This is a genomic window from Raoultibacter phocaeensis (assembly GCF_901411515.1).
Taxonomy (GTDB): Bacteria; Actinomycetota; Coriobacteriia; order Coriobacteriales; family Eggerthellaceae; genus Raoultibacter; species Raoultibacter phocaeensis.
This window is the reverse complement of sequence record NZ_CABDUX010000002.1, coordinates 649,375-668,861: the sequence shown is the minus strand read 5'-3', so window position 1 is coordinate 668,861 and position 19,487 is coordinate 649,375. Positions and strand designations below refer to the sequence as shown.

14 protein-coding genes and 1 other RNA gene are annotated in these 19,487 nt (G+C 60.6%); 1 reads left to right on the top strand and 14 read right to left on the bottom strand.

Annotation, left to right across the window (positions count from 1 at the left end; all coding sequences use genetic code 11):
* Positions 1-24: 24 nt before the first annotated feature.
* From FJE54_RS10655 to htpG, 9 genes are all read right to left on the bottom strand, one after another.
* Positions 25-1,995 carry a copper-translocating P-type ATPase gene (locus FJE54_RS10655; protein WP_139652759.1) on the bottom strand — a complete coding sequence of 657 codons (1,971 nt, stop codon included), beginning with the start codon at positions 1,993-1,995 and terminating at the stop codon, positions 25-27.
* 157 nt (positions 1,996-2,152) lie between these two features.
* Positions 2,153-2,827: a phosphatase PAP2 family protein gene (locus FJE54_RS10650; RefSeq protein WP_180326702.1), complete on the bottom strand. Its 675-nt coding sequence runs from the start codon at positions 2,825-2,827 to the stop codon at positions 2,153-2,155.
* Between the two features lie 209 nt (positions 2,828-3,036).
* Entirely contained in the window at positions 3,037-5,439 is a 2,403-nt protein-coding gene (gene ligD / locus FJE54_RS10645) for a DNA ligase D (RefSeq protein ID WP_139652757.1), read from the bottom strand.
* Between the two features lie 208 nt (positions 5,440-5,647).
* Positions 5,648-6,016: a transfer-messenger RNA gene (ssrA, locus tag FJE54_RS10640) on the bottom strand.
* A gap of 263 nt (positions 6,017-6,279) precedes the next feature.
* The gene (locus FJE54_RS10635; RefSeq protein WP_139652756.1) at positions 6,280-6,873 is read right to left on the bottom strand and encodes a hypothetical protein; all 594 of its coding nucleotides are present in this window, start codon (positions 6,871-6,873) and stop codon (positions 6,280-6,282) included.
* 39 nt (positions 6,874-6,912) lie between these two features.
* Complete coding sequence (smpB, locus tag FJE54_RS10630; RefSeq protein ID WP_139652755.1) at positions 6,913-7,377, bottom strand: SsrA-binding protein SmpB; 465 nt, start codon at positions 7,375-7,377, stop codon at positions 6,913-6,915.
* Positions 7,374-8,522 (bottom strand): M42 family metallopeptidase, encoded by a 1,149-nt coding sequence (locus FJE54_RS10625; RefSeq protein WP_139652754.1) that lies wholly within the window; start codon positions 8,520-8,522, stop codon positions 7,374-7,376. The genes smpB and FJE54_RS10625 overlap by 4 nt, the downstream gene beginning before the upstream one ends.
* Before the next feature lie 248 nt (positions 8,523-8,770).
* The gene (locus tag FJE54_RS10620; protein ID WP_139652753.1) at positions 8,771-9,421 is read right to left on the bottom strand and encodes a pentapeptide repeat-containing protein; all 651 of its coding nucleotides are present in this window, start codon (positions 9,419-9,421) and stop codon (positions 8,771-8,773) included.
* Positions 9,422-9,666: 245 nt separating this feature from the next.
* A complete protein-coding gene (htpG, locus tag FJE54_RS10615; RefSeq protein WP_139652752.1) occupies positions 9,667-11,604 on the bottom strand; it encodes a molecular chaperone HtpG in 1,938 nt (645 codons plus the stop codon).
* A gap of 334 nt (positions 11,605-11,938) precedes the next feature.
* Here htpG and FJE54_RS10610 point away from each other — a divergent pair, with 334 nt between their 5' ends.
* Positions 11,939-12,469, top strand: a complete 531-nt coding sequence (locus FJE54_RS10610; protein WP_255467381.1) for a YaiI/YqxD family protein — start codon at positions 11,939-11,941, stop codon at positions 12,467-12,469.
* Positions 12,470-13,034: 565 nt separating this feature from the next.
* Here FJE54_RS10610 and FJE54_RS10605 read toward each other — a convergent pair.
* The 5 genes from FJE54_RS10605 to fabZ form a co-directional block, all read right to left on the bottom strand.
* The gene (locus FJE54_RS10605) at positions 13,035-13,523 is read right to left on the bottom strand and encodes a GIY-YIG nuclease family protein (protein ID WP_255467380.1); all 489 of its coding nucleotides are present in this window, start codon (positions 13,521-13,523) and stop codon (positions 13,035-13,037) included.
* Positions 13,520-14,227: a DUF1847 domain-containing protein gene (locus FJE54_RS10600; RefSeq protein WP_139652751.1), complete on the bottom strand. Its 708-nt coding sequence runs from the start codon at positions 14,225-14,227 to the stop codon at positions 13,520-13,522. Before FJE54_RS10600 ends, FJE54_RS10605 begins: the two co-directional genes overlap by 4 nt.
* Positions 14,228-14,269: 42 nt before the next feature.
* Entirely contained in the window at positions 14,270-16,393 is a 2,124-nt protein-coding gene (locus FJE54_RS10595; protein ID WP_139652750.1) for a PTS sugar transporter subunit IIC/EAL domain-containing protein, read from the bottom strand.
* Positions 16,394-16,497: 104 nt separating this feature from the next.
* Entirely contained in the window at positions 16,498-19,005 is a 2,508-nt protein-coding gene (accD, locus tag FJE54_RS10590) for an acetyl-CoA carboxylase, carboxyltransferase subunit beta (protein ID WP_255467379.1), read from the bottom strand.
* Between the two features lie 16 nt (positions 19,006-19,021).
* The gene (gene fabZ / locus FJE54_RS10585; protein WP_139652748.1) at positions 19,022-19,480 is read right to left on the bottom strand and encodes a 3-hydroxyacyl-ACP dehydratase FabZ; all 459 of its coding nucleotides are present in this window, start codon (positions 19,478-19,480) and stop codon (positions 19,022-19,024) included.
* Positions 19,481-19,487: the final 7 nt, after the last annotated feature.

The window sequence follows — 19,487 nt, the reverse complement described above, 5'->3', positions numbered from 1 at the left end:
CCGTTGTTGCACTTCCATATAAGTTCAGCGATCAATGGTGAGCGTAAGCGCATTCACCGCTACGATAACGGTCGAAAGGCTCATCAGCACGGCTCCGACAGCCGGGCTGAGCACGATGCCGATCGGCGCGAGCACGCCTGCGGCAAGCGGTATGGCGACGATGTTGTACCCCGCCCCCCACCAGAGGTTCTGGGTGGTTTTGCGCGCTGTGCTCTTCGCCAGATCGTACAGGCGCAGCACATCGACCGGATCGCTGCGCACGAGCACGGCATCGGCCGAATCGACGGCCACGTCGGTTCCCGCCCCGATAGCCACGCCGACATCGGCCCGGGCAAGGCTCGGGGCGTCGTTGATACCGTCACCGACCATGACCACGACATTGCCGTTTCGTTGGTACTCGCGAACGATGCGCTCCTTGTCTTCGGGGCGCAGGGATGCGCGGTATGTTTCGATACCGAGATCGGCGGCGACGGCCGAGGCGACGCTTTCGTTGTCCCCCGTGAGCATCACAGGCACAAGTCCGCGTTCTTTCATGCCGCGCACCGCCTCGCGAGCAGAACCCTTGATCTCATCGCCTTGGGCGATTGCCCCGGAAACTTTACCGTCGATCACGAGGTAGCTTACGGTATAGCTGCCTTTGGCTGCATCATTGAGCAGGGCGGGATCGTATGCGATCGACTGCTCGTCGAGGTAGCGTGCATTCACGAGCAAGGTTTCGGTCCCGTCGGCAAGCGTCCCCCCGACACCCGCCCCGGGGATGGCATGGCCGTTAGCGATGGGTGCGGCTTCAATCCCCTTCGTCGAGGCCAGCGCCGTAATGCTTTCGGCGAGCGGATGCGACGAACCCGCTTCGAGACCCGCCATGATGGCAAGCGCCTCGTCGGAGGTTCGGCCAGGATCAGCCGAGACGACATCGATGACCTTGAATGCGCCTTCGGTGAGCGTACCGGTCTTATCCATCATGACGACCGCCGCATTTCGCATGGCCTCAAGCGCCTGCCGATGACGAAGCAACAGCCCGTTTTTCGCGCCGATCGACGTCGATCGCGCTTTCACGAGCGGAATGGCGAGGCCGAGCGCATGGGGGCACGCGATAACGAACACGGTAACCATGAAGGTAATTGCCGTCCCGAAGTTTCGGGTGGCGATGTACCACGCGACAAGCGAGGCGAGACCCGCCGCCACCGCAGCGTAGAACAGCAGCCTCGCCACTTTGTCTGCCAGTGATTCCGCTTTCGTCTTCTCACCTTGAGCCGTACTCACAAGCTGCATGACCTGCGCGAGATACCCGCTCTCGCCTGTCCCAGTCACCTGGACGAGGATAGTGCCGTTGCCGTTCTGGGAACCGCCGACCACCTTCGAGTCCGCCTTCTTTGCGATAGCGCGGGCCTCGCCGGTTACAAGCGATTCGTTCACCGTCGTCTCGCCTTGCTCGATCACGCCGTCGGCAGGTATCTTCTCCCCGGGTTTCACCATGACCGTCTGACCCGTCTCGAGTTGATCGATATCAACTTCTTCGAAGCTTCCGTCCGCTTGCCTCACCGAAGCTTTCGCAGGCAGCAACTCGGCCATCTTTTGAAGCGCATCGCCTGCGCTCGCCGTGGCGCGCATTTCGATCCAGTGTCCGAGCAGCATGATGACGATCAGCGTCGCGAGCTCCCAAAAGAAGTCCATGACGTGATCGGGGCTTCTGAGGATCTCGTTTGCAACGAATGCGTACATGCTGTAAGCGTACGCTGTCGTGATGCCGAGCGCGATGAGCGTCATCATGGCGGGGCGGCGCGCTTTCAGCTCCTGCACGGCACCGGTTAGAAAGGGCTTGCCGCCAAAGCCGTACAGAACCGTCGAAAGCGCGGCGACGATCCACGGGGAACCGGGAAACGATAGCTGAAACGGGAGCTCGATGCCCATCATCGGGGAGAGCAGCAAAACGGGAACGGCGAGCACGAGGCACACGAAAAAGCGACGCTTCAAATCGCCCGCATGCATCATCATCGTCGCACCGCTTTGCTTGAGGAAATCGCTGTGATCAAGCGTTTCATACCGCTTCCTTTCACCTGCTCGCACCTGCTCGCATGCCGTGCGGCCTCGACCTGGATGTTCGGTTAGCATAGCATCGGCGAATCGGGCAAACGGAACCGTTGAGCACTCGTTAGGGGCCTGTAGGTCTTTCGGAACGATCCCCTCGGATATCGAAGGTGAGGATGAAATTCGGCCAACGATCTTCGGCGTGCGACTCGAGAAAGCGGTACAGCGCTCGCACGATCAAGAACGCCCCCGTTGCACCGAGCGCACCCGCTGCGATACCGCCGATGACGTCGGTGGGATAATGAACCATGAGGTAGATGCGCGACAGGCCCATGAGTACAACGGGAACGAAGCACAGCCAACGCGCTTTGCCGCGCAGACTCAAGAACAGCGCCGTCATGGCCGCCATCGTCGCCGTTGTGTGGCCCGAGGGAAACGATGCGCTCGTTTCCAGGGGCGCGCCGACCGAAAGCCACCAGGCATGCACAATGCCCGCTTCGTCGGAAAAGGGACGCGGACGCACGATGACATGCTTGAGCAGCACGTTTGTGATGATCGCGCCGCACAGCACCGCTACGAACATGCACATGCCCGCTTTGCGCGTGCTCCTAAACAGCATCAGCACGAACGATACGACAAGAAGACCGATGCCGTTTTCGGCGCAGAAGCTCACCAGGTGGAAAAACGGCGTCAAGAACCAGCCTGCGGCTTCGGACGCACCGTGGAGCATGCCGAAAACCGCAAGGTCGAATCCCGCGAACGTCGTATTGAGCCATGCGGCCATCGCCGTCAGTTCCATGGGTTTGCGCCTTTCGTTCGAAGCTGACCATACTACCCGAACGAAAGGCCGTTGTACCGATTTCGACAGAGAGTCCGCAAGCACGGCTCCATCCGAAGCACGCGGAAGACCGCTCGCTGCGTGCAAGCGAATGGCAACCGCCCATACGAAACGGGGTTCGGCACTGCCCGCCGAACCCCGCACTCGCATCGCATGCGCAGGCGTATCGGTTACTTCAGCGCGTTTCCATGCGGTCCGTACTCAGCCCACGGGTCGGCTTCGTCGAGCCGCGCGAGCGCACGCTGTATCGTGATGTCGTTCGGCGCCACCGTATCGAGTTCATCCCAGGAAAGCGGCAGAGACACCGGAGCGCCATCGCGGGCGCGCAGCGAATACGGTGCTACGCTCGTGGCCCCGCGGCCGTTGCGCATCCAATCGATGAATATCCTCCCCTTGCGTTTCGCCAAGCGCACGTTGCTCGTGTAGCGGTCGGGCCAGCGCTCTTCCATAGCCTCGGCGATGCGGCGCGCGAAATCGTGGAAAGCATCCCAGGTGGACTCGGGTTCGAACGGTACAACCACATGGTAGCCCTTGCCGCCGCTCGTTTTGAGGTAGGTTGCAAGCGACAGCTCGTCGAGGAGCCCTTTGAGGTCGCGCACGCCCTCGCGGACGCGATCGAGGGCCATGCCCTTGTCGGGATCGAGGTCGAACACCATCGTATCGGGCTTCTCGAGCGTTTCGATGCGGCTTCCCCATACGTGGAACTCAAGCGTGTTCATCTGCACTTCGGAGATGATGCCCGTATCGTTCTCGATATAGAAGTACTCCTCATCCGATCCGTCGCTCGCCGGCACGGTGACGGCAACCACGCCTGTACCACCCGTATCGGGATGCTTCTTGTAGAAGCACGCGCTTGCGATGCCGCTCGGACAGCGCACGATGCTCAGGATGCGATCGCCCACATACGAAAGCATGCGCGGCGCGACCTGTTCGTAATAGCGGGCGACTTCCTCTTTCGTGATGCCGGGGTGCTCGAACAGAACCTTGTCTGGACTTGAAATCGATACGCCCCCGATGACGATCCCGTCGGAATGCTTCTTCACAGGCTTCTGCGCTTCCTCTCGCCGCACATCGTGGGCATTCTTGTCGCTGCGCAGACCTTTGAAACTCGGATGTCTGAGCAGACCCTCGTCGGTCCATTCCGCAAACTGCACCTCGGCCATGAGGGCGGGTTTCAGCCAGGTGAACGACTCCCCGCCCCGGGGCTTGGGCGCATCCTCGAACGGAGATGTCTTTCTGCGCTTTCCTTTGAAGGCCGCTTCGAGATCGTCCACGATGGCATCGCTCAATCCCGATCCTGCGCGACCGACGTACACGAGTTTTTCGCCGCGGTATACGCCGAGCAAAAGCGAGCTGATCGATCGGGCGCCTTTGCCGGACTGCGTGTATCCGCCGATGACGAACTCCTGGCGATGCTCGCATTTCAGCTTGATCCAATTGCCAGTGCGGCCCCCACGATAGCGCGAGTCGGCCCTTTTCCCGACAACGCCCTCGAGTTTAAGGCTGCACGCGGCCGCAAAGCTCTCCTCGCCGCGCGCCGCCACGTGCTTGCTGTAGCGGAGGTTGTCAGGCGCATCGTTCATCAGCCGCTCAAGAAGTTCCTTGCGCTCGGTCAAAGGGCGATCGCGCAGATCCTCCCCATCGAGTGCAAGCAGGTCGAACACCATGTAGGCAGGCTCGGTCTTTCCGGGATTGCGCAGATGGTTTTGCAGCGCTTGGAAGTCGGTCTTTCCATCATCGTCGGCGATCACCACCTCGCCGTCGAGCACCATCGCGCGCTCTTGAGCCCAACGCGCAATCGATGCGGCGATCGATTCGAATTTCTCCGTGTAATCGTTGTCGTTTCGCGTCATAAGGCGGGTTTCGCCCGCCTCGAAAAACGCGATGATGCGGTATCCATCGTATTTGACCTCGTAGACCCATTCGCCGTCGGTCGGGGCCTCGTCGACAAGTTTCGCAAGTTCGGCATCGACGCGCTCGAAGGGATTGCGCATATGTTTCGCTTCGGCGTCTTCGTTGATTTCGGCCATCGTGCGACCCGTACTCGCACTGGTCGTGTACGAGGCAATGCCCGCATCGGACTGCACGTACCCGTCCTTCTCTTTGATGAGAAGCCAGTTGTGCTTCGTCTCGCCCTTCTTGGGTTTCATCCGCACAAGCACCCACGCGCCCTTGAGCCGTTTCCCGTGCAGAACGAACTTGAGGTCGCCAATCTCGAGTCCCTCGTTGATGTCGACGAGCGGCTCCCATGTTCCCTCGTCCCACAGCATCACCGTGCCGCCCCCGTACTCGCCTTTCGGGATGGTGCCTTCGAAGGTTCGGTAGTCGTAAGGATGATCCTCCACCTGTACGGCAAGCCGCTTGTCGTGTGGGTTGTATGAGGGCCCTTTCGGAACCGCCCAGCTCATGAGCACACCGTTGTACTCGAGGCGGAAGTCGTAGTGATCGCGGCTTGCCAGATGATGTTGAACCGCAAACGCGAGTTCCTTGCGCGGCTTGGCGGCCACGCCTTTCGGCTCGGAGGTTTTCGCAAAGTCGCGCTTCTTGTTGTATTCGCTGAGTTGATCGGCCATGGGGCACCTCGGAAATATCGCTTGGCATCGATTGTTGCCTATCACAATACCCTTCGGTCGCCTCGACGCAGAAGAACTGGTTACGAGTTGTTTTCCGACGGTGGGCACTCGGTAATCAGAAGAGGAAACCCTGGTTAACCTCAAAAGCACTACAAAAAAAGAAAAGCCGCCCGATCTGCTCCTTCGCAGATCGGGCGGCTTGCGTGTTTGGTGGAGGCGCGGAGGATCGAACTCCGGTCCATACTACGTAATCCGTGAGGCTCTACAAGCTTATTCGGCGGTCAGCATTCGGTTGCGCGCGGTCCACCGACGAACGTTGCGCTTCCTAGCCGGTTCGATCTTTGCTCGATCCATACCGGCTACGTGCTCGAGCGCATTCCCCTGAAATGATGCCGGACCAAGGGGCGGGGAAATCCCAAGGCCGACAGCCAGGTGCGATTACGCAGCCATGGCGAGCGCCGGAGCGCTCTGAGTGTTCTTTTTGCCAATTAAATTGACGGTACCCCTGTTTAACGTGGCGAGGAGACCACGACCTGCTCCTCAGTTCAAACGTACCATGTCGAAACCAGTCGCCCCCGAAAGTGTGCCGGCTTGCAGCGCTGCCGCAAACCGAACGGGTCGATGGCCCCACCTTGTCAACGTGCTTCCCGCTTGCAGCTCGCAAACTCGCCAAGCGGACGTTCTATTGTAGCGCTCGCATCCAAAATCCGCAAGCGCCGCGTCACAAAGCGATTTCCACAAAGCGATGCCGCATCTGCATCTGCTTTCTGCAGCGCGAAGCCTAGCGCAAGCAGCCGGGGCGCAGATATTCGCACACGAGTGCGAAGCGCAGTACGGACGTTACTTCTTCAGAACGCTCTTGAAATCGAACGCCGTTTTGATGTCGTCGAACGCGCCCTTGAGCTCGGCCGCCACCGCAACGCCGTCCTTGTAGATAGCGTTGATGTCGGTGGTCGCCTGAGCCACGCCTTCTTTGGTGATGCCAAGGTCGAACTCGTCATCGTCTTCGTCATCGTTACCGGTAACGGCTTCGTCGTCTTCTACGTAGAAGTACTCGACCTCGTTGCCTTCTTGATCAAGCATTGTGAAGCCGATCTCGTTATCGTCCTCGTCGACTAGGTAACTCACGATATCGTCTTCGTCGATCTCAAGTTCGACCTCGATGAACTCGTCGTCGGCCTCTTCTTCCTCTTCCTTGAGGTCCTCGAGATCAACGATTTCGAACCCGATATTCGGCGCAGGCGCACCGTCGATATCCGCCTCGTCGTTTTCGAAATCCTTGTACACTTCTTCAAGGGTTTCTTCGTCTGCATCGGCGCCTAAAGCCGTATCTTCGAACTCGTCTTCTATCTCGAGATCAGATTCGTCTTCGGCAGCGATGCCCTCGGTTTCCACACCGTCTTCCAGCGTTTCGAGCTCGTCGTCTAGGTTCATTGTGTGCTCCTATCCGCATCGCAGATGCGACGCTCGCCTTTATCTGCTTCGTTCCTTGAGCGCTCGCTCGATATCGCGGCGCGTGTCGCGCTCGGCCATGCTCGCGCGCTTGTCGTAGAGCTTCTTGCCCCGCGCTACCGCAATCTCGACTTTCACGAGGGCGTTTTTAGCAAAGTACATTTTGAGCGGGATAACCGCCATGCCCTTTTCCTTCACCGCTTCACCGAGCTGCCTGATCTCTTTTTTATGGAGCAGGAGCTTGCGTCGGCGGTCGGGGTCGACGTTGTTGATGTTGCCGTGCGAAAACGGCGCGATATGCAGGTTGTTCAGCCATGCTTCGCCGTTGCGAATCATGATGAACGCATCGGTGAGCTGGCAGTTGTTGTCGCGCAGCGAGCGGACTTCGGTGCCCTTGAGCTCGATGCCCGCTTCGAAACGCTCGAGCACTTCGTACTCGTGGAACGCCCGCTTGTTCTTAGCTATGAGTGTCTCTTCGCGTTTCATTCGGTGCTTTCCGCTCCCTGTTCTTCGTTCGCGGCACCGTCAGCTTCGCCGTCGGACGAACCATCCGCCTCGAAACACGACATACCCGGCACAAACGAAACGTTCTCGTCAAGGTCAAGCATGAAGCGCACGAGAAGCTTGACCGTTGCTTCGAGGTCGGAAAGCGCGACGACCTCGGTCGGCGTGTGCATATAGCGCAGGGCAACCGATACGAGTCCCGTCGCCTTGCCGCCGCGCGCTATCTGGATCCCGCGCGCATCGGTGCCCGTTACGCCGGGCTCCGCCTCGATCTGATACGGGATGCCCTCGGCCTCGGCAGCGGCAACCAGCCGCTCGAACACGATCGGGTTGATGTTGGGGCCGCGCGCGATCACCGGGCCCTGCCCGCAGGCGATATCGCCGTGCTTCGTCTTATCGATGCCGGGGTAATCGGTTGCATGGGTCACATCGAACGCCAGCCCGACATCGGGATGGACGCCGTAGGCGGAGGTTTCTCCCCCGCGCACGCCGATCTCCTCCTGCACGGTGATGGCACTCGTGAAATCGCCTGGAGCACCACCTGCCTTCGCGAGCTCCTCGAGCACGCGCACCGCAACCCACACGCCCGCCTTATCGTCGAACGCGCGCGATACAGCCATACCTTTGCCGAAACGCTCGAAACCGACGCCGAATGTGATGGAATCCCCCACGCGCACACGCTTCTTGACTGCCTTCGCCGGCATGCCGAGATCGATCACGAGCTTGTCGAGGGGCGTGACGCTCTTGCGATCGTCGGGCGGGATGAGGTGGATCGGCTTGCGCCCGACCACGCCGCGCAGCGCTCCCTCAAAGGTATGCACGTCAACGCGCATGCCCGGAAGGATTGCAGCATCGACGCCGCCGATGGCGGAAACGCTCAAATACCCTTCGTCGCTTACGTAGGTGACCATAAGGCCTATCTCGTCCATGTGCGCCGCGAGCATCACCGAAGGACCGGCGCCCGTTCCTTTGAGCGTGGCGTGCACCGACCCGAGCACGTTCGTCTCGATTTCGTCGGCACTGTCGGAAAGGCGCTCGCGTACGATGGCCGCTACGGCCTCTTCCGAACCGGTCGGCGAAGGCGTCTCGAGCATGCGCTTGAGGAATTTCACATCCTTCTTCTTCATGAAGTGCTCCTTTATGCGTTCGAACCCACCACGCTACAACGCGGCTGCGCCGCAAGCGCAGGGAACGTCAACGGGCGGGTCATCTGGTTTCGGTTCATTATACCGTTTCGCAAGAGGCGGAGCTGCGGCGTTTCGGATGTGATGATCCGACGTTGCCCGACGGTCGCTTCGGTACCCCGATCGATTGAAGCGAAAGCGGTACGACACATCGGCATCGCGCGGCATCCAGCATAGAGGCATCGGTCCGGCTACTCCTTCACGACAATCCCGAGTTTGCGCGCCACCGATGCGGCCTGATACGGATCCATGATGCACCCGTGGAACTCGTGCATGGTATCGGAAACGAGAAAGCCCGTAATGTCGTTGTCCGACAGATCGACATCGCGCAAACTCGTTCGGAACAGATCGACGTTCGTGAACCTCGACCGGGTTATCTCGAAGCGCTTGAGCTCGGCTTCGGAAATCGAAGCCTGCGAGAAGTCGCACGAATCGAAGCTGCACGTATCGAAACCGCCCCGCGAGAAAGTCGCGTACTGGAGGGTGGAATCGCATGCGGCCACATGTTTGAATACGGCATCCGAAAAATCGGCGCCGACGAACCGACACGAAGAAAACGAGCATCTCAGGAAATACGAGGACGAGAAATCGGAATTCGAGAAATCGCACTGCTCGAAGGCAACGTTCTCGAACGTGGTGTTCGAGAAATCCGAAGCGAGAAACGAGCACCGGAGCACTCGCGACGAAGAAAGCTCAAGCCGTGCAAGGTCGGCCCCTTCCGCAACCTGTCCCTCGACGAGCAGGGAGTACGCAGGTCGCTCCGCATCGCGCTCATCGACGGTTGCCTCGATCAGATCGAGTGTTTGATTCAGGGTTTCGGGAATGCGGGGTGCATCGGGCACGTGCGGCCTCCTTTAGAGCGTCTGTGTATCTTCCGATGATATGGTAGCAAAAGCCCGTGCGCACCATGCAGGAAACGGCGAACAACCGAGAGGACACAGAAAGCTCGCGGTATACGACAGCGGCGAAAACCCGTCGGGTTCCTTGCGAAGCAACAGAAAGCCCGCACGGACGATCGGTCCGTGCGGGCTTTGCGATAGCGGTAGGCTGCCTGCGCGTTGCTCAAATCCCAAACGCAGGCAAACGCTTACACCATGAGCTTGGAGACCGCCTGCGCGTAGGCAACCGGATCGTCGATCGGCATACCTTCAACGAGGAGCGCCTGGTTGTAGAGGATATCGGTGTAGAGCTTCACCTTATCCGCGTCGCCCGCCTCCTGAGCGTGTTTGAGCACGGTGAAGATGGGATGCTCGGCGTTCACCTCGAGCACGCGCTCCGACCTCACGTCGTCGTTGCCGGGAGCGCCCGCCAACACGCGTTCCATCTCAAGCGAAATCGGACCCTCGGCGGTAAGCGCCACCGGCGAATCGGTCAGGCGCGTGGATACCGCCACCTTCGTCACCTTGTCACCGAGCGATTCCTTCATGGCCTCGAACAGACCCTCGTTCTCCTTGGCAACGGCCTCAGCCGCCTCCTTCTCCTCCTCGGTCTCAAGCCCGAGGTTGCCGCCTGCGACGTTCTTGAGCGGCAGAGCGGTAAGCGAATCGGGATCGTCGGCATCGGCCACCGCATAATCGGCCATGGCGGACATGCAGAACTCGTCGACGTCCTCGGTGCACAGAAGCACGTCGTAGCCTTTTTTGAGCACCGTGGACACAATGGGCATCTTCGCCAAGCGCTCGATCGAATCGCCCGCCGCGTAGAAGAACGATTCCTGGCCCTCGGGCATAGCGGCGGCGTACTCGGCAAGCGTGATCATCTTTTCCTGCTTGGCCGAATAGAACAGCAGAAGGTCGGCAAGCTCGTCTTTCTTCATGCCGTAGCTCGAATAGATACCGTACTTGATACCGCGCCCGAAGTTCGTGAAGAACTCCTCGTAGCCTTCGCGGTCGGTGTCGCGCATGTCAGCCAGATCGGATTTGATCTTCTTCTCGATGCGTTTTGCAATGGCTTTGAGCTGGCTGTTGTGCTGCAGCGTCTCGCGCGAGATGTTGAGCGTCAAGTCCTGGCTGTCCACCACGCCGCGCACGAAGTTGAAGTAGTCGGGTACGAGCTCCTCGCACTTTTCCATGATGAGCACGTTGGAGCTGTAGAGGGCGAGTCCCTTCTTGTACTCTTTGCTGTACAGGTCGAACGGTACGCGCCCGGGAACGAACAGGAGCGCATCGTAGGAGAACGAACCCTCCGCATGCACCGTGATCGTACGCACAGGATCGGCGAAATCGTGGAAATCCGATTTATAGAACTCGTTGTACTCCTCTTGCGTTACTTCGGATTTAGGACGTTTCCAGATGGGTATCATCGAATTGATGGTGTCGAGCTCGCGGTACTGCTCGTATTCGGGCTTGTAATCCTCATCCGCATCGTCGGGCTTGGGAAGCTCGCGGGTCTTCTCCACTTCCATCTGCACGGGGTAGCGTACGTAGTTGCTGTAGCGTTTGATGAGGCTTTTGAGCTTGTACTCCGAAAGGAAGGTGTCGTAGTCGTCTTCGTCGGTGTCCTCTTTGAGCGTGAGGATGACATCGGTGCCGTGGCTTGCCCGCTCGGCTTGCGTGATGGTGTAGCCCTCGATGCCGTCGCTTTCCCACGAGTACGCTTCGTCTGAGCCGTATGCTCGCGAAACGACCGTGACGTTCGATGCCACCATGAAGCCCGAGTAAAAACCAACGCCGAACTGCCCTATGATATCGATGTCCTCGCCCTGCGTATCGGCGTTCTCGGCCTTGAACTCGAGGCTGTCTGAATGCGCGATCGTACCGAGGTTCTTGTCGAGTTCGTCTTTCGACATGCCGATGCCGTTGTCAGACACGGTGATCGTGCGGGCCGCCTTGTCAAACGAAACGCGGATAGCAAGATCGTCCTTCGAGATCGTGACATCGGAATCGGTCAGACTCCTGAAGTAGAGTTTGTCAACCGCGTCCGACGCGTTGGAGATGAGCTCGCGAAGGAAAATCTCCTTGTTCGTGTAGATCGAATTGATCATCAGGTCGAGCAGTTTCTTGCTCTCGGTTTTGAACTTGCGCATGCCAACTACCTTCCTCACGGATACTGTTCACAACTATGAGCGGCGTTTTTAGCAGTCTAGCTGTTAGAGTGCCAATAGGAAATTGTAGTATCGCAAAAGAGAATGTCAAGAGCGCAGAACGCTTCGCCACGCAATCGGCGGCCTTGCCGAACCAACGCTTTCCGAACCGCGCAGCAACCTTTCGCACGTGCGGCCTTCGAGAAGCTTTACGGCACGCTGCACGGCAAACACGCCGCGTCGGCTACAATACGAGCCGACGAACTTCACCGCACCCGACCCAAAAGAGAGCGCGCTCTTGGACAAAAGCGCTCGAACGGCAAAAAGGAAGATCACCATGCCGCACAGCGAACATAAGCAGGGCATCCGCCCTACGATCATCATCGATGCCGACGCATGCCCGGTAACGGCCGAAGCGCTCGCGGTCGCCCGCAAGCGGGGCCTGCCTGTGCTGATTGCCGGCAACTCGACGCAGAATCTCGCCCGCCACATCCGCCGAGGCGACCCGCGCAAGGACACCGGCGGCTTCTGGGCAGATACGCTCGCCGTCGGCGTCGGTGCGGATTCGGCCGATTTCGCCATCGTGGAACGGCTGCAACCGGGAGACATCGTGGTCACGCAGGACATCGGGCTTGCCGCCATGGTGCTGGGACGCAGCGCACATGCCATCGGCGTGCGCGGACGCGTGTACACGCGCGCGACCATCGATATGGATATGGAAATTCGCCACCAGGAAAAGAAGATCCGCCGACAAGGCGGACGCACGAAAGGACCCGCCGCGTTCACCGACGAAGACCGCGAACGGTTTGCCGCCAATCTCGATCGTCTGGTGGAAGAATCGGTGAGATGCCGGGGTCCGCGCGGGTAATCCCCCCTATGCGTACGCGCCGTCTATCCGAAACCGGGCGCCGAAAACAGAGGCGCCCGGGTAACCTGCAACCCCGCGAAAGTGCACCAACAAGCCCCGCAGCAAAGCCCAACCTACAGACATGCGTGCGTCGTTTGGCAAGCCCGAACCCCACCGCCCGACTAACGTACCAAAGTTTTGTCGAAACCAAGCCTCAAAATGGTTGCGAACCGCCGCTTTGCGCTACGAAAACGCCGCTGGAAGCCCTGTCGGCGGCATATTGTTAGATGCGGGGAACCACGACCAAGCGTTTTGTCAAGCCTTATCGCAGCCGAAAGCGGCGGAAACCCGACTGGTCTTCGCAAAGCTACAGTTCGCCGCCATCTGAAGGCCTTTTTCTCGCAGAAACGCATTATCAATAAAACACAGGTACCTTGCCGAAGCGATCTGGCAAGGTACCTTCAAAGTTTAACGGCAGCATCCTCGCAAACGCCGCCTCGACCCCTTCGAAGCATCCCTCGCTTAGCCCAAGGTCAAGGACACAAAAGGCAACCTGAACCGCAAAGACCAATGCATCGCAAAAGAACTACAATGCCCCCGATTCCATATCACTGATGCCGAACCGCTCTTCGAGCACGTGTTCGAACGGAAAACGCGTGCCTTTGTCGAGAAGCGAAAGCTTCTCTGCACGGGAAAGCCGTTTGAAACGGTATTCTGCGCTCATGGCCGCATGCTTCGTTTCGAACTCGGCCGAAGCGATAAGCTTCACCGGCCTGTGCGAGCGGGTGTATTTCGCACCTCTCCCCTCGCTGTGGGCGGCAACGCGCTGCTCGATATCGACCGTATAGCCCGTGTACAGCGTACCGTCTGAGCACTCAAGCACGTAGAGGTAGTGCTTGGCGAAGTCTGCGGGTTTGGCGGGCTTAGCGGGCTTAGCGGGCTTGGCGGGTTTGGCGGGTTTGGCGGGTTTCGCGGATTTCGCGGGTTTCACGGGCTTGGCAGGCCCATCGGGTTCGTCACGCCGAGCCCCACCCGACAAGTCTTCCTCTGCGGCGTTACTCGTCACTTTTTTCACGGGCGCGGCTTGGGAAGGTCAGGGGCCATAAGGCGGCCGTAATACGATCCTCGCGTATAGAGGGCAGCCGCAGGATTATGGGCGAGCACACGGTCCTTCACGATCAGGTAGGTTACGGGGGCCTCGGAATGCTTGATGAACAGCGTGTCGTGGCCGACGCAAAGGCCGACGATCACATTGAGGTCGGTATTCGCCTCGTTCAATATCTTCGCCTGAACGATGGGGTTGCACGTGGGCTCGAAGCATCCGGGATGCACCTTCACCCCGTCGGAAATACCCGCCTCGACCTTGTCGATCTTGCCTACCTTGCAGGCGACGGCGCATACCTCTTCGAACCCTTTCGCCCGCAGGATCTTCGCGAACGCCTGCGACTCGTCAAGCAAACCCGTGCAGGTGGCGATGCCGATCCTGCGGGCCCCGATGCGCCGCGCGAACACCATGACCTCCTCAACGCGCGTAAGCCTGCCGTAGTACCTTCCTTCGATCTCGGCCGCCGCCTGAAAGATGCGCGAGGTCTCGGGATCGTCTCGGTAAAGCGAAAGGGCTTCGTCGAACACGTCACCTGATGTGCGCTCGGTCATGCAGAAATCGGGAAACGCGTGACCCGCCCCGTCGTCGTCGCAGGCCACAACCGCGCAGTTCGCGCAGCTGCGCACGTCGCCTTCAGCGAACCGTCCCGTCACCTTTTCTTCGCGCTCATCCATGAAACGATACCTCTTTCCCTCGCCTTCTCTATGCATAGGCTTTCAATTCGTCTGCCGCACCCGCTCGACCATCTCGTCGAAGGGCAGCGCCGGGGCGTACAGGTACCCCTGGAAATACGAGCAACCCAGCTCTTCGAGACGGGCGCGCTGTTCTTCGGTTTCGACGTACTCGGCGAGTACGGTAAAGCCCAGCTGTTCGGAAAGCCGGGTGATCGACGCTACGATTTCGGCATAGCGCTCGTTTTCCATGACGCCTTTCGCAATCGTACCGTCGAGCTTCACTACCGTAAACACGCTCGTTTCGAGGTACTGAAACGAGGTGCGGCCCATCGAGAAATCATCGATGGCAAGCGGTATTCCCGCATCATCGAGGCGCTTGAGCAACGCCGACGCTCCCGCATCCCACACAAGCGCCTCGCGCTCGGTAGCCTCAACCACGATGCGCCCTTCGTCAAGCGCGCGAAAGCGTACAGCCGCGATGATGAAATCGACGCACGCCTCGTTTTGCAGCATGCGCGCCGAGGCGTTCACGCTGACCGAAAAGCCCGCGTGCAGCATACCGCGCCTCGCCATATCCTCGAGAACGGCTGCGTCGTCCAAAGCTCGTTCGAACACCGCCCGTTCGAGCTCGTCGAGCACGCCCGCCTCCTGCGCAAGCTCGATCATGAGCGGCGGGTACACCATGCCATAGGTCGGATGCTCGAAGCGCAGCAGTGCTTCAGCGCCCACCGCGCAACCGGACGTGTCGAATTGCGGCTGGTAGTACAGCGAAAACGAACGGTCCGTAACGGCTTTGCGAACATCTTCGGCAAGCGAGCGGGCAACGCCCCCGAGCGCTCCCGATGCGGATATCAGCTCGACCTCGCGCTGCCCGCGCTCGGCCTCCTGGAACCGCTCAAGCAGGCTGCGGTACTCCGTGCGGTCGCGCTCGTCGGCAACCCGCTCATAGCGGCGCAAAAACGGAAGGTACACAAGCGCCCCCACCGCAAGATTGACAACCTGCAGCACGGCACCGGTAACGGAGCCGGTTGCGATGTAGCCGCCCACAATAGGCGGCGTCGTCCACGATACGTCGACGACGACAGGCGGCACGAGCCCTGTTGCCATGGCCGCATACGAAATGGCCATGTTCACAAGCGGCACGGCGATGAACGGCACGAACAGCGCCGGGTTCCATACGACGGGCAGACCGAACATCATGATTTCCGAAATGTTGAACACCATGGGAACGGTAGCGAACGCCGAAAGGCGGCGTACGTTTCTGCGCTTTCCGAACAGAAGAATGGCGATGAGCAGCGAAAGCAGCGCCCCGGCCCCGCCGATCGAGGCGAACACGTCGAAGAACGTCTTGGTGACGATCTGGACCGCTTCGCCCCCGGCTGCAATCGACGCGGCATTCGCAGCGGTCCCCGGCACGAAGACGCTCTGCGCCACCCCGTCGAGCATGTTGCCGCCATGGATGCCGAAGAACCACATGACGTTGTTCATGAGCAGGTACAGGAGCCCGCTCGCAGCATCGGCGTTCGCCAAGGGGAACAGCGCGCTTACGCCGTGGAAGAACAGCTCCTCGACGCTTCCCGCGCCGCCGAGCGCGACCGCCGTCGCCTCGACGACGGCGAACAAGGCGATGGTGCAGGCAATGGGAATAAGCCCCGAGACCGCTTGGTTGAACACGCCGTCGATGCTGTCGCCGTAGAGCCGCTTGTTCGCGCGCATGCGCATGAGCCTGCAGTACAGCATCGACGAGACGAGCCCGCACACGATCGCGATGAAGAGAGAGCGGGTGCTGAGCACCGCGTTGTCGAACGCCTCGGTGCCGAACCCGACGAACATGAGGTACGCCGCCAGTGCGGCGAACGGCGCCCCCTGCACGAAAAAGCTTCCGTACCGTTCGGCATAGGCCTGCGCGTAGCGCAACGCGATAGCGACCGAAACGTAGAGCGAGAAAATGCCCATGGTGGCGGCATACGAGATGTCGAGCACGCTTTCGAACCACGGCAGGGATGCAAGGAGATCGCGGTACGGGTCGATCGGGAGGTTGAGGAAGATGAGGCTGAACGAGCCGATGAGCAAAACGGGTATCGTGAGGATGAGACCCTGGCGTATGGCCTGAAACGCCATCACATCCTCAAGCCGCGCAAACCACGCGTTGATTGTCTCGAACACCGCCTACTCGCCTTCCGCTGCAACGACCGACCGCACACCGCGCCCATTGTACCCCGAACTGCGCAAATTCGGTCACGCCGTTACCGTAAAGCTGCCGAAGCACCTCAGAGCGAGCGGAAGCGCGCATACCGCGCTTCGACCAATTGGGAAGCCGGGAGCCCCTCGAGTTCATCGAGCGCGCGCACGAGATAGCCCCGCACGACAGCGATGGCGACATCGGGATTCTCGTGAGCGGGACCCTGCCCCTCGGATAGCACCGCATCCACCACGCCGAGCTCGTGCGCTTCGCGGGCGCTCATCTTCATCACTGCAGCCGCCTCGGGCGCGCGGGTGCGATCCTTCCAGAGGATCGACGCGAACCCCTCGGGGGAAAGCACGGAGTACACGGCGTGCTCCTGCATAGCAACCCGGTCCGCAAGCGCGAGCGCAAGCGCCCCACCGCTGCCGCCTTCGCCTACGAGCACGCTCACGATGGGCACGCGCAGCCCCGCCATGGCAAGCAGGTTGTCGGCAATCGCGTTGCCCGCCCCCCGCTGTTCGGCCTCAGTCCCGCAGAGCGCCCCCTGCGTGTCGACGATGCAGACGACCGAACGGCCGAACTTCTCCGCCTGACGCATGAGCCGAAGCGATTTGCGGTAGCCTTCGGGCTGAGGGCATCCGAAATTGCGGGCGAGACGCTCCTTGAGATCGGCACCTTTTTCTTGAACGATCACCGTTACGGGATGGCCGCCGATCCAACCGATGCCGCCCACGACAGCTCCGTCATCGGCAAACGAACGGTCGCCATGCAGCTCGATGAACCCGTCGACGAACCCGCGCACGTACGCCATCGCCGTCGGGCGTTTGGTGTTGCGCGCAAGCTGCACGCTTTCCCATGCACGGTTGTCCGAGCTGGCAGGCGGCGTGTTTGCGCAGGAGGCCCGTGCGCTGCGGTCCTTCGTGCGCGCTCGCTTTTCCGCAGCAGGTCCGAATTCGTCTGCCTCGTCGAAAAGCATGCCGTCTTCCGCATAGAATCCCCCGCTCAAAAGCGTGGCAAGCCGCCTTTCGGACGCGCGCTGCGCTTTGGATCTACCGAACGGGCTGCGCTTAGCCTGCTTTGGCTTCGCGGGTATGAAGCGCTGCGAGGCTGCGGTGAATGCGCGTCTCAGCTGCGGAAGCTTGCCGTACGTCACCGTGTTGTACGTTCCGCCCTCGCTGCTCAGGTTCTCGCACACCGCCGCATAGCTCACCACCGCCCCGTCCTCAAGCGCGCAGCGACGAGACGACGCCTCGTGGATGGCAACGATATGGGCGAGCTTCTCGCGCAGCTCGGCGCGCGGTACGACCGCATCGATGAGCCCGTGCTCAAGGGCGAACTCGGCACTTTGGAACCCGTCGGGCAGCTCCTGCTTGATCGTATCGCGGATGACGCGCTGCCCCGCGAACCCGACAAGGGCCCCCGGTTCGGCCAACACGATATCGCCCTGCATGGCGAACGAGGCGGTCACACCGCCTGTCGTGGGGTCGGTGAGCACTGAAACGTAGAGAAGCCCCGCTTCACCGTGAGCCGAAAGCGCGCAGGACACCTTCGCCATCTGCATGAGCGATACGATCCCCTCCTGCATGCGCGCGCCGCCCGAAGCGGTGAAAATCACAAGCGGCAGGCTCTCCCGCGTTGCCCGCTCGACGGTACGTGCGATTTTCTCACCGACAACCGAGCCCATCGAACCCATGAAGAAGCGCGCATCCATGATGGCGATCGCCATGCGCATACCGGCGATCGCACCCGATCCGCACCTCACGGCGTCGTCGAGCCCGGTCTGCTCGCACGCGGAGGCGAGCTTGTCGCGGTATCCGGGAAAATCGAGCGGGTCGGTTTGGGGAAGACCGCGCTCCCATTCCTCGAAGCTTCCCGCATCGAAGAGGTCGCAGATGCGCTCCGACGATGACATGCGGTACAGGCCCCCGCACGAAGGGCACTCGTAGTGCCCGGCGACAAGCGTCGCCACGTCGAACATAAGACCGCAATGGGGGCACTTCTTCCAGGCCGTTTCGCGGACGAGCGGAGTGCCTTCGCACACAAGCCACCCCCGCACGGGCACCGAAGGCGTGATCGCTCGAAACACCTTGATGCCCCGTGCGGCAGCAAGGCCGCAGAAATGCTGGTCGGTCCCGAGCGCCGCATCGAGGGCAAGCACCGCGCGCGCACCGCATGCGTCGCATGCGGACAGGAGCGCATGGCTGTTGCAGAAAAGCGCTTCGGAAAACGTCTCGCCGATCTTCTCGGCACCGGTCGCAGCGCGCACGTACGCCGCCTGCTCGTCTTCCCCGGCATAGACCGCATAGGCCTCAAGTCCCGCATCGAGGCACGCGCGGATCGTGCGTTTCGCGTTCTCGCCGTATCCGGCGACGACGACGCGCAAAGCCCGAGCATCCTTCTCAGCGCTTGCGCGGTCGCGCTCGAGCTCTTGTGCGATGGAGGCGAGGCTGTAAGCTATCTCGACGGTGCCGAGCGCGCCGACGTTCGTGCCGTTTGCGGCAAGCAGCTCCTCGGTCGAGACGCCCTGCACCCATTCGGGTCTTATCCCCTGATGGGGAATTGTTATGTAGTCCTGACGCTTCCGCCTACCCACGACTCGCTCCCTTGCCTTACATCCCGCTCGGCGCTTTGTCGAGCACGTACTTCTGCGTCGCGCTCGCGCACACGGCGCCATCCACGCTCGCCTCGACCTCGGCTACGCACATGCGCGACGACGATTTCACGATGCGGGCCGCAAGGCGCACCGTCTCGCCCGGTTGCACCTGACGGCGAAACTTCGCATGGTCGATGCCCGTCAGAAACCCGATGGCTCCCGCATCGCTTCTCCCTACGAGCACGCAAAACGATGCCGCCTGCGCAAGCGCTTCCATGATGATCACGCCCGGCAGTACCGGATGCTCGGGGAAATGCCCTTTGAACACGGGGAGGTTCTCGTCGACGTCGAGTTCGGCTTCGATCGATACGCCGGGATCGCAGGCGAGCACGCGCGTAAGCCAGACGAACGGATCGCGATGCGGCAACACGGCTTCGATGACCGATGCGCCGCAAGGATAGTGTATCGACTCCATGATGTAT

What these genes read in the sequence shown, in the direction of transcription:
- FJE54_RS10655 (WP_139652759.1), bottom strand. Translation starts at nt 1,995, where the DNA reads ATGATGATGCATGCGGGCGATTTGAAGCGTCGCTTTTTCGTGTGCCTC.
- FJE54_RS10650 (WP_180326702.1), bottom strand. Translation starts at nt 2,827, where the DNA reads ATGGAACTGACGGCGATGGCCGCATGGCTCAATACGACGTTCGCGGGA.
- ligD (WP_139652757.1), bottom strand. Translation starts at nt 5,439, where the DNA reads ATGGCCGATCAACTCAGCGAATACAACAAGAAGCGCGACTTTGCGAAA.
- FJE54_RS10635 (WP_139652756.1), bottom strand. Translation starts at nt 6,873, where the DNA reads ATGAACCTAGACGACGAGCTCGAAACGCTGGAAGACGGTGTGGAAACC.
- smpB (WP_139652755.1), bottom strand. Translation starts at nt 7,377, where the DNA reads ATGAAACGCGAAGAGACACTCATAGCTAAGAACAAGCGGGCGTTCCAC.
- FJE54_RS10625 (WP_139652754.1), bottom strand. Translation starts at nt 8,522, where the DNA reads ATGAAGAAGAAGGATGTGAAATTCCTCAAGCGCATGCTCGAGACGCCT.
- htpG (WP_139652752.1), bottom strand. Translation starts at nt 11,604, where the DNA reads ATGCGCAAGTTCAAAACCGAGAGCAAGAAACTGCTCGACCTGATGATC.
- FJE54_RS10610 (WP_255467381.1), top strand. Translation starts at nt 11,939, where the DNA reads ATGCCGCACAGCGAACATAAGCAGGGCATCCGCCCTACGATCATCATC.
- FJE54_RS10600 (WP_139652751.1), bottom strand. Translation starts at nt 14,227, where the DNA reads ATGGATGAGCGCGAAGAAAAGGTGACGGGACGGTTCGCTGAAGGCGAC.
- fabZ (WP_139652748.1), bottom strand. Translation starts at nt 19,480, where the DNA reads ATGGAGTCGATACACTATCCTTGCGGCGCATCGGTCATCGAAGCCGTG.